Here is a 14721-nt window from a genome sequence, read left to right as displayed (position 1 = left end):
AGTTTTAAGGAGAAGATAGTGTGAATGTTTCGGAGTTCGATTTTGACTTGCCAGAGGAGTTAATTGCTCAGCATCCGGTAGAACCGCGGGATGCATCGCGTTTAATGGTTGTGGATCGGAAGACTGGTTCCATAGAGCATCATACCTTCCGTGATCTCGTTTCCCTTCTAGACTCCGGTGATGTACTGGTACTGAATAATACCCGTGTGATACCTGCACGGTTAATTGGCGAAAAAGTTGATTCACAAGCTAAAATTGAAGTTCTTCTGTTAAAAAGGCTGGAACTTGATGTTTGGGAAGCTTTGGTCAAGCCGGGCAAGCGCTTAAAGGTAGGACAAAAAGTAAGTTTCGGTCATGGTTTGCTAGTAGGTGAGCTTCAGGAAATTTTGGAAAATGGCAATCGGAAGATTCGATTTACATATGCGGGAGTTTTCGAAACCATTTTAGATCAGCTTGGGGAGATGCCTCTGCCCCCATACATTACGGCCCAATTGGAAGATCAAGAACGGTATCAAACGGTTTATGCCAAAGAGCGCGGCTCTGTCGCTGCTCCCACAGCGGGACTGCACTTTACTCCTAAACTTCTTGCTGATCTGCAAGCTAAAGGGGTAGAGATCGTCGAGATTTTACTCCATGTGGGGCTGGGAACCTTTCGTCCCGTTAAAGTTGAAGATGTTCAGGAACATGTTATGCATTCTGAGTATTATCGCGTGGAGACAGAGGCGGCTGAACGAATTAACCGAGCCAAGCAGGACGGCCGGCGTGTCATTGCGGTCGGCACAACCGTTGCCCGGACGTTGGAATCTGTGGGTCACGAGGGAAAAGTAGTTCCGGGTGAGGGGTGGACAGATATATTTATCTACCCTGGATATGAATTTAAGATTGTGGATGCCCTTTTGACGAATTTCCACTTCCCGAAGTCAACGTTAGTGATGTTGGTAAGTGCCTTGGCAGGACGAGACCTTATCTTACATGCCTATAAGATGGCTGTAGACCAGCAATATCGATTCTATAGTTTTGGCGATGCGATGTTTATCCGCTAAGAGAGTTTTAAAGATAATGAGCTTTAGAGATAAAAGGAAGTGAAGGTTTTGGCAGCGGTTCATTTGGAAATTCTTAAAGAAGATTCACGAACAAAAGCACGTTTGGGAACGTTACATACCCCACACGGAGTAATTGATACGCCCGTTTTTATGCCCGTTGGAACGCAAGGGACAGTCAAAGCAATGACTCCGGAAGAGCTTAGGGAGATCGGAGCCGGAATTATTTTAAGTAATACCTATCATCTTTTTTTACGGCCGGGGCAAGAGTTGATCCGGGAAGCCGGCGGACTTCATCGCTTTATGAACTGGGATGGGGCGATTTTAACCGATAGCGGGGGGTTCCAAGTTTTTAGTCTGGGTGATTTGCGCACAATCCAGGAGAGCGGTGTTGAGTTCCGATCTCATATTGACGGCTCACGACAGTTTTTGAGTCCTGAGATTGCGACCCAGGTACAGATGGCAATAGGATCTGATATCGTTATGGCCTTTGATGAATGTGCTCCCTATCCGAGTTCCCACGACTATGTCAAAAATTCCTTAGAAAGGACAACGCGTTGGCTTAAGCGCTGTAAAGAAACGTTAACGACAACAGACAGACAATCGTTATTTGGCATTGTTCAAGGGGGTATGTATGAGGACCTGCGCCGCCAAAGTGCAGCAGAAGTCACAGAACTGGATCTCCCGGGGTATGCCATAGGGGGGCTAAGTGTGGGAGAACCAAAGGAAATCATGTATGAGGTTTTGGATTACACGGTCCCTCTGCTGCCGCGGGAAAAACCTCGTTACCTTATGGGAGTTGGGTCGCCGGATGCAATTATTGAGGGAGTTATGCGAGGCGTGGATATGTTTGATTGTGTACTCCCGACACGTATTGCCAGGAATGGGACAGCCATGACCCGCTATGGAAAAGTTATTGTGCGCAATGCCGGTTCTGCCCATGATTTTGGCCCTATTGACCCAACCTGTGATTGCTATACATGTCGAAATTATTCCCGGGCTTATGTCAGGCATTTGCTTAAAGCTGAAGAAATTTTAGGACTTCGCTTGATGACCATTCACAATTTGAGGTATCTCCAAAACCTAATGCGCGAAATCAGAGAGGCTATTCGAGAAGACCGTTTACCAGAATATCGGCAAAAGTGTTTCGCGGATTATGGCTACGAGTTTGATTAAGTATTTCCTGGGAGAAAGTTTCTATATGGTATTAATGAGCAGGATTTTTGCCATAGCATGGGGAATATGTGCAAAGAATAAATTAAGGGGGATTTAAATATGTCTCAGCAGAACATGTCTTTAGTTCTATACTTTGTGGTCTTTTTCGGGATAATGTATTTTCTTATGATTAGGCCGCAGCAAAAGCAAGCCAAACAACGTCAGGCGCTTCTCAATGGGATGCGTGTAAAGGATCGTGTTTTAACGTCCGGAGGAATTTACGGCAAAATCACAAAGGTTAAAGACAATTCCGTAATGCTGCAAATTGCGGACAAAGTAGAGATTGAAGTAGCTAAATCAGGGATAACCAGTGTTGAGAACCGGGATATCACCGCCGAGGATGCTAAAAAGAATGGCAAAAAAAATGACAAAAATGACAAGAACAGCAAAAGCGACAAGAATAATCAGAATGACAATGGCATTAATCTGGAAAAGGAAGATTCTCAGTCGAATTCTAAGCAGGAAAACACCTAAGACTTTTTAACGTTTTAGGGTATACTAATAATTGTGAATAGGTAATTAGAACAATTGTATAAAAGCAAGTGGTACTTTCTCCACTTGTTTTTTACTACTATGCTGCTGAGGCGATTATTAACCTATGACTTGGCATCGGCTAAGTATACTCATTTTCTAGGCGGCAGGAGGAGTTCGTTTTGCAAAAAGTGACCTTACAAGATATTAAAGGGGACCCCTATGTACATAGTTTAATTGAAGCAGGAAACCGACATCTTGCGGCAATTGGCTATACGGAACATGGCCTCAGGCATGTCGGTCTGGTTTCTCATATCGCTTCGAATATCTTAGAAAAAATGGAACATACTGAACGAGAGTGTGAATTAGCGGCTATTGCCGGTTATCTTCATGACATCGGAAACGCGGTCAATCGAGTATCTCATGCGCAGACAGGGGCGATTCTGGCTGCAGGCATTTTGGAACGACACGGTATGCATCCTGAAGAAATTGCTCTGATTATTGGGGCGATTGGCAACCACGATGAGACTGACGGGAATCCGGTCAATTGTATTTCGGCCGCCTTGATTTTAGCGGATAAATCAGATGTACATCGCTCCCGCGTCCGCAATTTGGATCTGGTTACCTTTGACATTCATGACAGAGTCAACTATGCAGTTGAAAAGTCATTCTTGCGTGTTTATCCGAAAGAACGAGTTGCTCTGGAACTTACCATTGATACTGAGATCTGCCCTGTTATGGAGTATTTTGAAATCTTTTTAGCCCGAATGTTACTGTGTCGTAAAGCTGCCGGATTTCTCGGAACGAAGTTTGAATTGAAAATTAATGAGGTAAAATTACTGTAATATTACCAGAAGTCCATGCTGTTTCATCTCGGATTGACATTGGAATCCTGAACGTTTTATAATGAGGATTGGCATGGGCAAGTCCCATTCATATTAAAAGGGAGGAAAGCTGATGAAACGGGGAAACATCATCAAACTCGTAACGCTGGTGCTTATAGTAGCTGCGGCAGTTGCTCTATCCATAAAACCCCTTGTGGATCCCAGTAAGGGCATCCCATTGGGACTTGACCTGCGCGGTGGAGTTCACTTGGTTTTACAAGCCGAGCCTAATAAAAGCGGGGCACCAATTACAAATGATGATATGGATAAGGCAAAGGCGATTATCTCCAAGCGGGTTAACGATCTTGGAGTATCAGAGCCTGTTATCCAGACAGACTATAACAACAAACGTTTAGTATTAGATTTAGCCGGGGTTTCCGATCCTGATCAGGCAGTTAATGTCCTGAAAACTACGGCACAGTTAACCTTTAAAGATCCTAAAGGCAACATAGTTTTGCAAGGTGCTGAACTTACCGATGCTAAAGCAGGTCAAGATCAAAGCGGAACGGGAGGGTACGTTGTTAACCTGACCTTTTCTTCCGACGGAGCTAAAAAATTTGCGGATTTAACTACAAAGTATATAGGCCAAAGGATTGGGATTTATCTTGACGACAAATTGTTAACTGATCCGACAGTTAATGTACCGATTACGAATGGCCAGGCAGAGATTACCGGATATTCAACGCTTCAAGCTGCCGCTAATGATGCGGTGCTGATGCGTTCGGGCTCACTGCCTGTTAGTATGACGATTACAGAGAAACATCAGGTAGGAGCATCTTTAGGAATTGACTCTTTACACAAAAGTATTCAAGCAGGAATTTACGGTTTAGTCTTTATTTTCCTGTTTATGCTTGCGTTTTATCGTCTGCCTGGAGTTGTGGCGGATTTTTCCTTGGTTGTCTACGGACTCATTGTCCTCTGGGTTTTCTGGATGTTTCGAGTTGTTCTTACCCTGCCAGGAATAGCCGGGTTCATTCTTTCGATAGGGATGGCTGTTGATTTTAATATTATTATCTACGAAAGAGTTAAGGAAGAAGTTCGTGCCGGAAAATCTCTGCGAGCTGGTGTTGAGTCAGGTTTCAGCCGTGCCTTCATCACAGTTATTGATGCTCACGTTACGACATTGATCGCTGCTTTGACCTTATATTACTTTGGCACAGGGACTATTAAAGGATTTGCCCTTACTCTGGGAGTTGGTATTGTTGCCAGTTTGTTTACCGCACTTACCTTTACACGTTTAGTGTTACGTTTAATTGTTGGGATAAGCGCAAAATTAAATCCGGCATGGTTTGGCGTTAGGAGGGATGTATAATGGAAAAAGGACATCCGGCAACTTATGAAGAAGTTCAGAAAATACATCCACTCTACTTTAATATCGTTAAAAAACGTTATTGGTGGTTTGCACTTTCCCTGTTAGTTATTGTCCCAGGAATCATTTCTCTCTTTATTCACGGCTTAAACTTGGGCATTGATTTCAAGGGCGGAACAATGATTGAAGCAAACTTTACTAAAGCTGTGACTCAAAGTGCTATTACCGATACTATGAAATCCGTCGGTCTTAGCGGTGAAGTTCAATTATCCAATGGAAATAAATCAGTTCTGATTAGAACCGAAGCTCTTCAACAAGAGAAGCAGACTCAATTAATGACGGCTTTGCAGAAGAAGGTTGCGGATTACGATAAAAAGACGCTGCAAGTTGATGAAGTTGGACCGTCCATGGGACAAGAACTTACCCGCAATGCTTTTTGGTCTTTACTCATTGCCATGGGGTTAATGATAGCCTATATATCCTTTAGATTTCAGTTTGTCTTTGCTATATCGGGGATTATTGCTTTGCTGCATGATGTCTTAGTCGTTGTCGGCCTGTTTTCACTGTTTCAATGGCAAATCGATTCGACGTTTGTGGCAGCAATCCTGACGATTTTCGGATACTCTATTAATGATACGGTGGTTATCTTCGATCGGATTCGTGAGAACGAAACTCGGATGAGACGCGGAGACAGCTATGAGGATATGGTTGATAAGTCTGTTTGGCAAACCATGCGCCGCTCTGTAAATACGGTTGTAACCGTTTTAATTGCCTTGTTCTCTGTATTTATCTTAGGTGGGGAATCAACAAAAGTTTTCTCTCTGGCCATGTTGATCGGGGTATTCAGCGGAGCTTATTCCTCAATTTTTAATGCGAGCCAAATACTCGTTGAAATCAAAACTCACATGAAAAAGCCGACTAAAGGCGGTAAAGCTGTTCGCGCCTAAATGCAATCAATCGAGAATAAGAAAACGACCTTAAGAATTAGTCTTAGGGTCGTTTTTTTATACTGTCAGGAAGCGTAGTGGCCCCGATGTTCAGCTTTAGCGTAACGAGTTCACTGGAGGAGTTTGAAATAAGACTAATTATGGCAAACTATACAGGAATAAACTAAAGTTGTTTTTTGGAGAGACGCGATGTTCAAGAAAACCATTGGACCGTTAATCTTAATTGTTCTGATACTAATTTCCAGCGGCTGTACTTTTAAAAAGCCAGCCTTAAACACCACTAAGGTTCAGGCCTCAAATTCTTCCGCTTTGAGCGTCGATTTAATGCCATCCTCGAATTTATCTCAAACTCCGCAGGATAAAAGAGTTGGTACGCCTCCCCGATATATACGCATTCTTTATTATCATTCTGTTATGAGAGAGGCAAATAACGAAGTAAGAATGCCACCAGAACAATTTGAAGCCCAGATTGTCTATTTACATGATCATGGCTATCATAGCATAACCTTAAATCAATTATATAAATCTCTTTATCAAAGAGGCGCTCTTCCTGAGAAGCCATTTGTGATTACCTTTGACGATGGATATGAGGATAATTATCAAACGGCATATCCTATTTTAAAGAAGTATGGGTATGCGGCTACGGTCTTTATGATATCAGGTTATATTAATGGGAAGGGTTTTTTGACTTGGCCCCAGCTTAAAGAGCTTGCAGTTAATGGCTGGGATATAGCGGACCACACTAGGGATCACACCTACCTGACAAAATTGTCTCCCTTGAAAATTTTAAGCGAGCTGGAAAGTTCCAAGAAAGCTCTAGAAAAGGGATTAGGCCATTCCGTCGATTATTTTGCCTATCCTTTTGGAGATTTCAATAATACGGTAGTTCGAGCAGTGAAAAAAGCGGGGTATCTCATGGCTTTTACTACTCTTCGCGGATGGGCCGATTCTAATACAGATGCTTATCATGTTCATAGAGTATACTGTTATGCAAATATGGGAATGAAGGAGTTTATTCATCGTCTGCAAAATCCGAACTATTAAATACATGCCTTAAATGCACTTCAGAACTTTTGAAGGGCATTTTTATTTTGAAATAAAAAGTAATACAGTTAAATATTAACAATTCTTGCTCTGCAGCATATTTTAAAGTGAGCCCAGAAATAAACGTTTCAAGTAGGAGGTAGTTAGTATGGCATTTGGAGCAGGTCCTGTTGATGGTGTTGACGGAGTTGTATGCACACCTAATTTCTTACCAGGTATTGCTGTTGTAGTTGTGATTATTCTTCTCTTAATCGCAATGGGTATTGTGTTTTAATATTTCTTTTGAATGAATAAGGAGGGTTATGTAATGTACGGATATGGTGCTGCTGGATATGGAGCTGGATGTTGTGCGCCCGTAGCTCCTGTAAGAGTTGGCTACGGGGTTGGTGTTGGCATTATAGCTATTGCAATTCTTATTCTTATCGCGCTGGGAGTTATATTCTAAACTAGAATTTTAATATAAAGAGATTGAAGGAGGTTTTAAAAATGGCTTTTGGAGCAGCTGGAGTTGGATGTGGAACTGGTGTTGGTGTTGGAGCAGGTATTGGAATCGTCGTTGTCATCATTCTTTTGCTTATCGCCTTAGGTATTGTATTCTAAGTAAAACAAGTTCGGAGGTGATTTAATGTACGGTTATGGTTTTGGTAGTTGTGTAGGAGTTGGAATCATTGCTATCGCAGTCTTAATTTTAATTGCTTTAGGAGTTATCTTCTAAGTTAAGATAGATTAGGTGATCAAATTATAAAAAATAAGGTCAGAAGAGAAGGGTGTAACATGATCGTTATACTCTTCTCCTGTTTGTGCACTAACTATAAGACTAAGGTACCGACCAGCTAACTATTGCGCTAAATATAGAAATGGATTAGATTGGATAAAATCGGCCATACTAGCAGCAAAGAAAGGTCGGGGGCGAGCGGGTGAATGAGATTCATTCAGTTAGTTATAGTTGAGGTCCTTTTTCTTTTTTCTGCAGGATTAATTTTTTTTGGAGGAATACGAGGAACTGTGGCCGCTGTAGCTGTCCTTTCAATAGTAAACTCAGCGGTACATTCACTAGGACAATTCTGGCATTGGGAAATCCCATTGCTTTTTGGCGGAGTTTTTGGCGTTTTGTCACTGCTTATTCTTGGGAAAATAACCAGCAGAACCAAAGTTGTCAGCGGTTTAGTTGGGGGATTAATTGGCTTGGTCGTCTTTGGAGCATTTTTGACGCCGGTGGCGGCAATTTTTATCTGGATTCTTGTAGCAGGGATGGGATTAGTCCCGAAAAATGACAGCCGACATTTTCTCTGGGGCTTTGCCCCGACAATCATGCGCATAATTCTTGGTATTGGCGGAATTATATTTGGAAATTTTATGACTTTGTAGAAAAATTGGTCATAGAATATTAATAAAATGCTTGCTATAAGTTGCACTATTTGGTATTCTTAACATATACTGAAATTGTCAGGCATTATAGCTGGGCTCGCTAAGGTTGGGGCAGCGGAGAAATCCGTGGGACTTCTTTTAATTAAGAAGTCCCATTTCTTTATAAGTTCTTAGGGCAAGTTGAGGGGATTTGCCGGAAAGCGAGGACAAACATAGTGAATGCAAAGACGCAGGTTGCAACTTTGTCAGTAGTATCAAATACCTTTCTTACTATAGCAAAAGTAATTATTGGCTTAATGGGTGGGTCAATAAGCATTTTATCCGATGGTATTCATTCAGGGATTGATCTGATTGCTGCAGTTATTGCTCTTTTTGCAGTAAGACAATCCGAGAAGCCTGCCGATTCACGTCATGCCTATGGGCATGGAAAAATTGAAAATGTTTCAGGTACTATTGAAGCGCTTTTGATTTTCGTGGCAGCCATTATGATTATTGTTGAAGCAATCCAGAAAGCTTACTTAATTTGGGCTGGCGGCAGCTTAGCCCTTGATAATTTAGGGATAGGTCTCGTTATAATGGGGTTATCGGCACTTATTAATTTCTTTGTATCGGCTCAGTTAATGAGAGTTGCTAAGCGAACTGATTCCGTCGCCTTAGAAGCAGATTCCCTGCATTTACGAACGGATGTGTATACATCGGCGGGTGTTTTCTGTGGGCTTTTACTCATGAAGATTACCGGTTGGTTAATCTTAGATCCTATAGTGGCCTTGGGAGTCGCGCTGCTGATAATTAAGGCTTCCTTCGACTTAACGAAAGAAGCATTTTCCCCACTTGTTGACGTCAGTTTACCTGAGACAGAGCGAGAGATCATATCCGAAGTTTTGAGACTTCATGACGAGGAATTCGTGGAATTTCATAAATTAAGAACACGCAAGGCGGGCGCCGAAAGACATGTCGATTTACATTTAGTTGTCCCGAAATATACTACTGTGGTTGACGTTCATGATCTTTGTGATCGGATAGAAGAAGAAATTAATAATAAACTTCAGGGTACTCATGTTCTGATTCACGCAGAGCCATGCAGCAACCGGGAAGAGCAATGCCCTCTTGAAGATGGTACAAGTCATACCTGCCAACATTGCCAGAAACCAAAGGGTAAATTATAATGGTAATCTAGGGGGTATAATGTGAAACGAATATGGGCATTGAAATCGACACCAGAGCATATGGCAAAAATCATCAGCAAATCACTTTGTCTTTCGACTATCGTTTCAGATATTCTCGCTCAAAGGAAACTTCGAGATCCTGAGAACGTTATTGAATTTTTGCATCCAACAGTTTTAAGTTTAGCTTCGCCTTTCTGTTTTCGGCATATGGAGCAAGTTATAGAACGTATGACCTTGGCTTTAAAAAAGCAAGAAAAGGTACTGGTCTATGGAGACTATGATGTTGATGGTGTTACCAGTACCGCTTTATTATACAAAGTACTGACGGATCTTGGCTTTCAGGCCGTAGCCTATATTCCTCACCGACAAGATGAGGGGTACGGTTTGCATGAAGAGGCAATTAGACGAGCAGCCAAAGCAAATGTTAAGGTCATTATCACCGTCGATTGCGGCGTGACAGCAGTTTCTGAAGTAACGATTGCCCGGGAACTGAATATTGATGTTATTATTACAGATCATCATGAGCCGCCTGAGCTTTTGCCGGAAGCCTACGCGATATTAAATCCTAAGATTGCTGATTCGGGTTATCCCTTTCGTGATCTTGCCGGTGTGGGCGTTGCTTTCAAATTAGCTCAGGCTCTTATTCAGTCTTTAGGGAATGGCGGCACAGAATACCAAACCGAAAGAAATCTTCTTGATCTGGCAGCTCTAGGAACAATTGCCGATTTAGTGCCTTTGATCGGTGAAAACCGGGTCTTTGTCTATCATGGCCTACGCCAAATGGAAAAGACTCGTCACCCGGGGTTAGACGCTCTGCTCGAAGAATGCGGTCTTAGGAACAAACCTCTTAAGGCCGGGCAAATAGGGTTCATGGTAGCGCCAAGGATTAATGCCGTGGGCCGTATGGATAGTGCCCGCGAAGGGCTTGAACTCCTCTTGACAGATGATTCAGCAAGAGCAGCAGAGCTGGCACGTTTGTTGACGAAGGAAAATCAAGCAAGGCAAGATACTGAGAAAGAGATTTTGACTGAAGCGATTGCTATGCTTGAGAAGGAACCGCTGCCTAGAGTTATTGTACTTTCGTCCGATCATTGGCATCATGGAGTGATTGGGATTGTTGCATCTCGTTTAGTGGAACGTTATTATCGGCCGGTATTTATGATCTCAGAAGAAGGAACGGAAGCTAAAGGGTCGGCCCGAGGGATTCCTGGCTATCCGGTATTGGAACAATTAAAGACTCAGGCTGATTTATTAATTAAGTTTGGAGGACATAGCGCGGCTGCGGGGTTTTCTCTTTTAACAGATAATATTCCAGGTCTGAGGGAAGGACTTAATCAACAAGCTAAAGCCTTTGAAGAATCACTTTTTCAAGAGGTTTTACAGATTGATCGCAAGGTCTCCCTTGATGAGGTTTCCTCTGAACTGCTTCATGAACTTGAGCAATTAGGCCCTTTTGGCTTTGGTAATCCCGGTCCGATTCTAGCAGTGCAGGGACTAGAAGTTTATTCCTTGAATGCAGTAGGCAAAGAACGAAATCATTTAAAATTTCGTTTTGGAAATCATGGTGAATACGAGGGAATTGCCTTTCGCTTAGGCGACAGGATCTCTGAATTATCACACTCACCCAGGCTGGATGCGGCCTTTAGCTTGGATTGGAACACATTTCAAGGTCTCGACAAAGTGCAGTTAATGATCAAGGACATCTTGCCGAAGGCAGATTTGGTTAAGGATGATTCTGACGGTTTTGTTGAGAGTGATGAAAACCAGGTTGGGGAACAAATTGCTGTTGCTCAGGAAAGTGATGATATTCTCTGGATGAACTGGGAAGATTTCTTTCCTGATGCATGGTCAGCGGAGGAGAGAAGACAAATTTGGCTATGGGATGCTTTACAGAACGAATCTCAATGTCAACCTTGGGAGGACTCCTTAATCCTGAAGTATTTCCCTTCAGCTCCAAAGCATGAACAATCGCCTTCCCAAGCTGATCTGAACAATTTGAGAGTAAATGATGGCTTGGGTTTAATCCTTGGCCTTCCGCTCTCAGAAGAGGAATTTGAAGCAGCAATTAAAAAACTGCACGAACTGGGGATCTATCAAATAGTCGTCGTTGGCAGTCAAGAAATTCAAGAAGAATGGGTACGAAAACGATGCCGACATTTAACACGTGACGAACTGATTCAGTTTTATCGGGAACTTAGAAGTTTGGCACAGGAACGAAACCCTTTTGAAGTTTACATTGACTCGGAAGTTAAGCAGGGTCTGAGGATAGCTCTTAAAATCTTTGAGGAATTGGGGCTTATTCGCTGCCTTGGCGGAAGCGAAAAAATTACCTTAGAGTTGATACCGATTAACATCAAATTGGATCTTGATACTTCGATTCGTTATCGATATAGTAAACAACGGTATGAGCAAGCTATAAACTTTCAAAGAGCACTTATAGAAAAAATAAAAATTTGAGGCGAAAAAAATTAAAAATTTGAGGCGAAATTGATAAGGAAGGACGGCAAAATTATGAATTTTAGTGAACACATCCGTGTCATAGCAGATTTTCCCAAGGAAGGTATTTCGTATAAAGATATTACGACACTCCTTAAAGAGGGCGGCGTTTATCGGGCAGCTGTTAACGAAATGGTTGAAAGAATTAAGCCGTGGAAGCCCGATGTGATTGTCGGTCCCGAGGCGCGGGGATTTTTGCTGGGCGCACCTGTCGCTTATGCCTTAGGGATAGGCTTCGTCCCCGTAAGAAAACCAGGAAAACTGCCGTCCCAAACCATTAGCGAAACCTATGCTCTGGAGTATGGATCCGATACCTTGGAGGTCCATGCGGATGCAATTCATTCAGGTGAACGAATCGTTATTGTTGACGATTTGCTTGCTACCGGCGGAACTATGTCTGCTACGGCAAATTTAATTACCAAAATCGGCGCCGAAGTTGCGGGTATGGGTTTCCTGATTGAACTTACTTTTTTAAAGGGACGTCAAAAATTAGTGGATTATCCAATTTTCTCTTTGGTTGAATATCAAGAGTAACTTGCTTCTAAGAGAGGAGTTCCCCTATGTCCTTCGCGGAATTATGGATAAAACTACAAAAGACGACTCCACAAGCTCGCCTGGCTATTGTGGACAAGGCCTATCGATTTGCTGAGAAGGCTCATCGCAACCAACTTCGCAACTCTGGAGAAGATTATATCCTGCATCCTCTGGAAGTCGCACAGATTTTGGCAGATCTAGAAATGGACGAGGCAACGATTGCCGCCGCCTTGCTTCATGATGTGGTGGAAGATACGGAGTACACCATCGCAGATATCGAGAAAGAATTTGGCTCGGAAATTGCTTTATTAGTCGACGGAGTCACAAAACTTGGAAGAATTGCCTATAAAAGCAAAGTAGAACAACAAGTTGAGAATCTGCGCAAAATGTTTCTGGCTATGGCCAAAGATATCCGCGTTATTCTCATCAAACTTGGCGATCGCCTGCATAATATGCGCACCTTGAAATATCATTCTGTGGAAAAGCAAAAAGAAATTGCTCAGGAAACCTTGGAGATATTTGCCCCCTTGGCCAATCGTCTGGGAATTTTTAGAATTAAATGGGAGCTGGAAGATCTTTCCTTCCGTTATCTTAAGCCCCAAGAATATTATGATTTAGTGGAAAAGATCGCCTTAAAGCGACGTGAACGGGAAGCTTATATTAATGAAGTCATTGTGCAGATGCGAAAACGTTTAACCGAAGTTGAGATTTATGCCGATATAGCGGGACGTCCGAAACATTTTTACAGTATTTACCGTAAAATGATTACCCAGCATAAAGAATTAAGTGAAATCTACGATTTAATGGCTATTCGAGTCATTGTGGAGACTGTCAATGATTGTTACGGAGCTTTAGGTATTATTCACACCCTTTGGAAACCCATTCCCGGCCGTTTTAAAGATTATATTGCTATGCCCAAACCCAATATGTATCAATCTCTCCATACCACCTTAATAGGTGAGCATGGCGAGCCTTTTGAAATTCAGATACGAACCTGCGAAATGCATCGTACCTCCGAGTATGGTATTGCTGCTCATTGGAAATATAAAGAAGCAAGCAACAAAGATTGTGCCAGCAGCGCTGGAAGCAGGTCAGCGGCCAGTGTCAATTTCGAGCAAAAGCTGTCCTGGCTGAGGCAGCTTCTGGAATGGCAGCATGAATCCAGGGATGCTGGGGAATTTATGGAATCCTTAAAGATCGATCTATTCGCTGATACCGTTTTTGTCTTTACGCCCAAAGGAGATGTCGTAGAACTGCCAGCCGATTCCTGCCCTGTGGATTTTGCTTATCGAGTGCATACCGATGTGGGACATCGCTGTGTTGGAGCAAAGATCAACGGCCGGATAGTTCCTCTAGATACGAAGCTGACTAACGGAGATATCATAGAAATTCTTACCTCAAAGCAAGGGGGATGTCCAAGCAGGGATTGGTTGTCCTTTGTCAAAACGTCGCAGGCGAAGAACAGAATTCGTCAGTGGTTTAAGAAGGAACAGCGTGAGGACAACATTATTCGCGGCCGCGAAAATTTGGAAAGAGAAGTCCGTAAACTCGGTCTGGATCCTTCAGAAGTCTTGAAGCCGGAGAGCCTTTTAGCCATAGGCAAGAGTCAGAATTTGGTGGGTATTGATGACTTATATGCCTCCATCGGTGACGGGGTGTTGACTCCTAATAAGGTTTTGATGCGCCTGCGTGAAGATTTAACCAAAGATGAACGAGAAAAGCTGCAATTAGCTGCGTTGCAGCAAAGTGAAGGCAAAACTCCTTCTCAGAGTCATTATGGCAAAGCTTCCCATGGTGTTATGGTCAAAGGTGTTGACAATGTCTTAGTGCGTTTTTCCCGCTGTTGTAATCCATTGCCGGGTGATGCAATCATTGGTTATATAACCCGCGGACGCGGAGTTTCCATTCATCGGCAAGACTGCAGCAACATATTGAATCACTCTCAAGAGGAGCGGGATCGGGTCGTTGAGGTTGTCTGGGCCGAACAGGTAGATTCTACCTATCCTGTGGATATTAAGATCCATGGGCTGGATAAACCGCGGTTGGTAACAGAAATTATGAATACTGTCTTAGACACCAGGACTCATATCCTGGGAATTAATGCTCGAGTAGGCCGGGATAATATGGCTCATATTCAGCTGCGGGTAGAGATACGCAATCTTGAACAGCTGAAAATGGTGATGCACAAAATTCGCAAGATCAAAGACATTACAGATGTCGAGCGGATTCACTCAGGAGGAAAGTAAC

General features: G+C 42.8%; 14 protein-coding genes. All 14 read left to right on the top strand.

What is annotated here, in order from left to right:
* Nucleotides 1-20 precede the first annotated feature (20 nt).
* The 14 genes from queA (at nucleotide 21) to DEAC_RS09080 (ending at nucleotide 14720) form a co-directional block, all read left to right on the top strand.
* Nucleotides 21-1043, top strand: coding sequence for a tRNA preQ1(34) S-adenosylmethionine ribosyltransferase-isomerase QueA (queA, locus tag DEAC_RS09145; protein WP_047809722.1), 1023 nt, complete (start codon nucleotides 21-23; stop codon nucleotides 1041-1043).
* Nucleotides 1044-1091: 48 nt separating this feature from the next.
* Entirely contained in the window at nucleotides 1092-2216 is a 1125-nt protein-coding gene (gene tgt / locus DEAC_RS09140) for a tRNA guanosine(34) transglycosylase Tgt (protein WP_047809721.1), read from the top strand.
* Between the two features lie 99 nt (nucleotides 2217-2315).
* Complete coding sequence (gene yajC, locus DEAC_RS09135) at nucleotides 2316-2729, top strand: preprotein translocase subunit YajC (protein WP_047809720.1); 414 nt, start codon at nucleotides 2316-2318, stop codon at nucleotides 2727-2729.
* A 179-nt stretch (nucleotides 2730-2908) separates the two neighbouring features.
* Entirely contained in the window at nucleotides 2909-3571 is a 663-nt protein-coding gene (locus DEAC_RS09130; protein WP_047809719.1) for an HD domain-containing protein, read from the top strand.
* 112 nt (nucleotides 3572-3683) lie between these two features.
* Nucleotides 3684-4922, top strand: coding sequence for a protein translocase subunit SecD (secD, locus tag DEAC_RS09125; RefSeq protein WP_047809718.1), 1239 nt, complete (start codon nucleotides 3684-3686; stop codon nucleotides 4920-4922).
* Nucleotides 4922-5866, top strand: coding sequence for a protein translocase subunit SecF (gene secF, locus DEAC_RS09120; protein ID WP_047809717.1), 945 nt, complete (start codon nucleotides 4922-4924; stop codon nucleotides 5864-5866). The genes secD and secF overlap by 1 nt, the downstream gene beginning before the upstream one ends.
* A gap of 189 nt (nucleotides 5867-6055) precedes the next feature.
* Nucleotides 6056-6910: a polysaccharide deacetylase family protein gene (locus DEAC_RS09115; RefSeq protein WP_047809716.1), complete on the top strand. Its 855-nt coding sequence runs from the start codon at nucleotides 6056-6058 to the stop codon at nucleotides 6908-6910.
* 148 nt (nucleotides 6911-7058) lie between these two features.
* Complete coding sequence (locus DEAC_RS24530) at nucleotides 7059-7184, top strand: hypothetical protein (protein ID WP_047809715.1); 126 nt, start codon at nucleotides 7059-7061, stop codon at nucleotides 7182-7184.
* Nucleotides 7185-7217: 33 nt separating this feature from the next.
* Entirely contained in the window at nucleotides 7218-7355 is a 138-nt protein-coding gene (locus tag DEAC_RS23840; protein ID WP_172408143.1) for a hypothetical protein, read from the top strand.
* 476 nt (nucleotides 7356-7831) lie between these two features.
* Complete coding sequence (locus DEAC_RS09100) at nucleotides 7832-8278, top strand: hypothetical protein (RefSeq protein ID WP_047809713.1); 447 nt, start codon at nucleotides 7832-7834, stop codon at nucleotides 8276-8278.
* A gap of 215 nt (nucleotides 8279-8493) precedes the next feature.
* On the top strand, nucleotides 8494-9444 hold the full coding sequence (locus DEAC_RS09095; protein ID WP_047809712.1) for a cation diffusion facilitator family transporter: 951 nt from the start codon (nucleotides 8494-8496) through the stop codon (nucleotides 9442-9444).
* A 21-nt stretch (nucleotides 9445-9465) separates the two neighbouring features.
* Nucleotides 9466-11901, top strand: coding sequence for a single-stranded-DNA-specific exonuclease RecJ (recJ, locus tag DEAC_RS09090; RefSeq protein ID WP_152671376.1), 2436 nt, complete (start codon nucleotides 9466-9468; stop codon nucleotides 11899-11901).
* 54 nt (nucleotides 11902-11955) lie between these two features.
* The gene (locus DEAC_RS09085) at nucleotides 11956-12474 is read left to right on the top strand and encodes an adenine phosphoribosyltransferase (protein WP_047809711.1); all 519 of its coding nucleotides are present in this window, start codon (nucleotides 11956-11958) and stop codon (nucleotides 12472-12474) included.
* A gap of 26 nt (nucleotides 12475-12500) precedes the next feature.
* Nucleotides 12501-14720 (top strand): RelA/SpoT family protein, encoded by a 2220-nt coding sequence (locus DEAC_RS09080; RefSeq protein ID WP_047809710.1) that lies wholly within the window; start codon nucleotides 12501-12503, stop codon nucleotides 14718-14720.
* Nucleotide 14721: the final 1 nt, after the last annotated feature.

The sequence above is a fragment of the Desulfosporosinus acididurans genome (assembly GCF_001029285.1).
In the GTDB taxonomy this organism is placed as follows: Bacteria; Bacillota; Desulfitobacteriia; order Desulfitobacteriales; family Desulfitobacteriaceae; genus Desulfosporosinus; species Desulfosporosinus acididurans.
The sequence above is the reverse complement of the archived record's forward strand: the minus strand, read 5'-3'. Positions and strand labels throughout refer to the sequence as shown.

Bases quoted from the DNA above. Each gene is read 5' to 3' on its own strand.
- DEAC_RS09100 (WP_047809713.1), top strand. From the start codon at position 7,832: ATGAGATTCATTCAGTTAGTTATAGTTGAGGTCCTTTTTCTTTTTTCT.
- yajC (WP_047809720.1), top strand. From the start codon at position 2,316: ATGTCTCAGCAGAACATGTCTTTAGTTCTATACTTTGTGGTCTTTTTC.
- DEAC_RS09115 (WP_047809716.1), top strand. From the start codon at position 6,056: ATGTTCAAGAAAACCATTGGACCGTTAATCTTAATTGTTCTGATACTA.
- DEAC_RS24530 (WP_047809715.1), top strand. From the start codon at position 7,059: ATGGCATTTGGAGCAGGTCCTGTTGATGGTGTTGACGGAGTTGTATGC.
- secF (WP_047809717.1), top strand. From the start codon at position 4,922: ATGGAAAAAGGACATCCGGCAACTTATGAAGAAGTTCAGAAAATACAT.
- DEAC_RS09080 (WP_047809710.1), top strand. From the start codon at position 12,501: ATGTCCTTCGCGGAATTATGGATAAAACTACAAAAGACGACTCCACAA.
- secD (WP_047809718.1), top strand. From the start codon at position 3,684: ATGAAACGGGGAAACATCATCAAACTCGTAACGCTGGTGCTTATAGTA.
- DEAC_RS09085 (WP_047809711.1), top strand. From the start codon at position 11,956: ATGAATTTTAGTGAACACATCCGTGTCATAGCAGATTTTCCCAAGGAA.
- DEAC_RS23840 (WP_172408143.1), top strand. From the start codon at position 7,218: ATGTACGGATATGGTGCTGCTGGATATGGAGCTGGATGTTGTGCGCCC.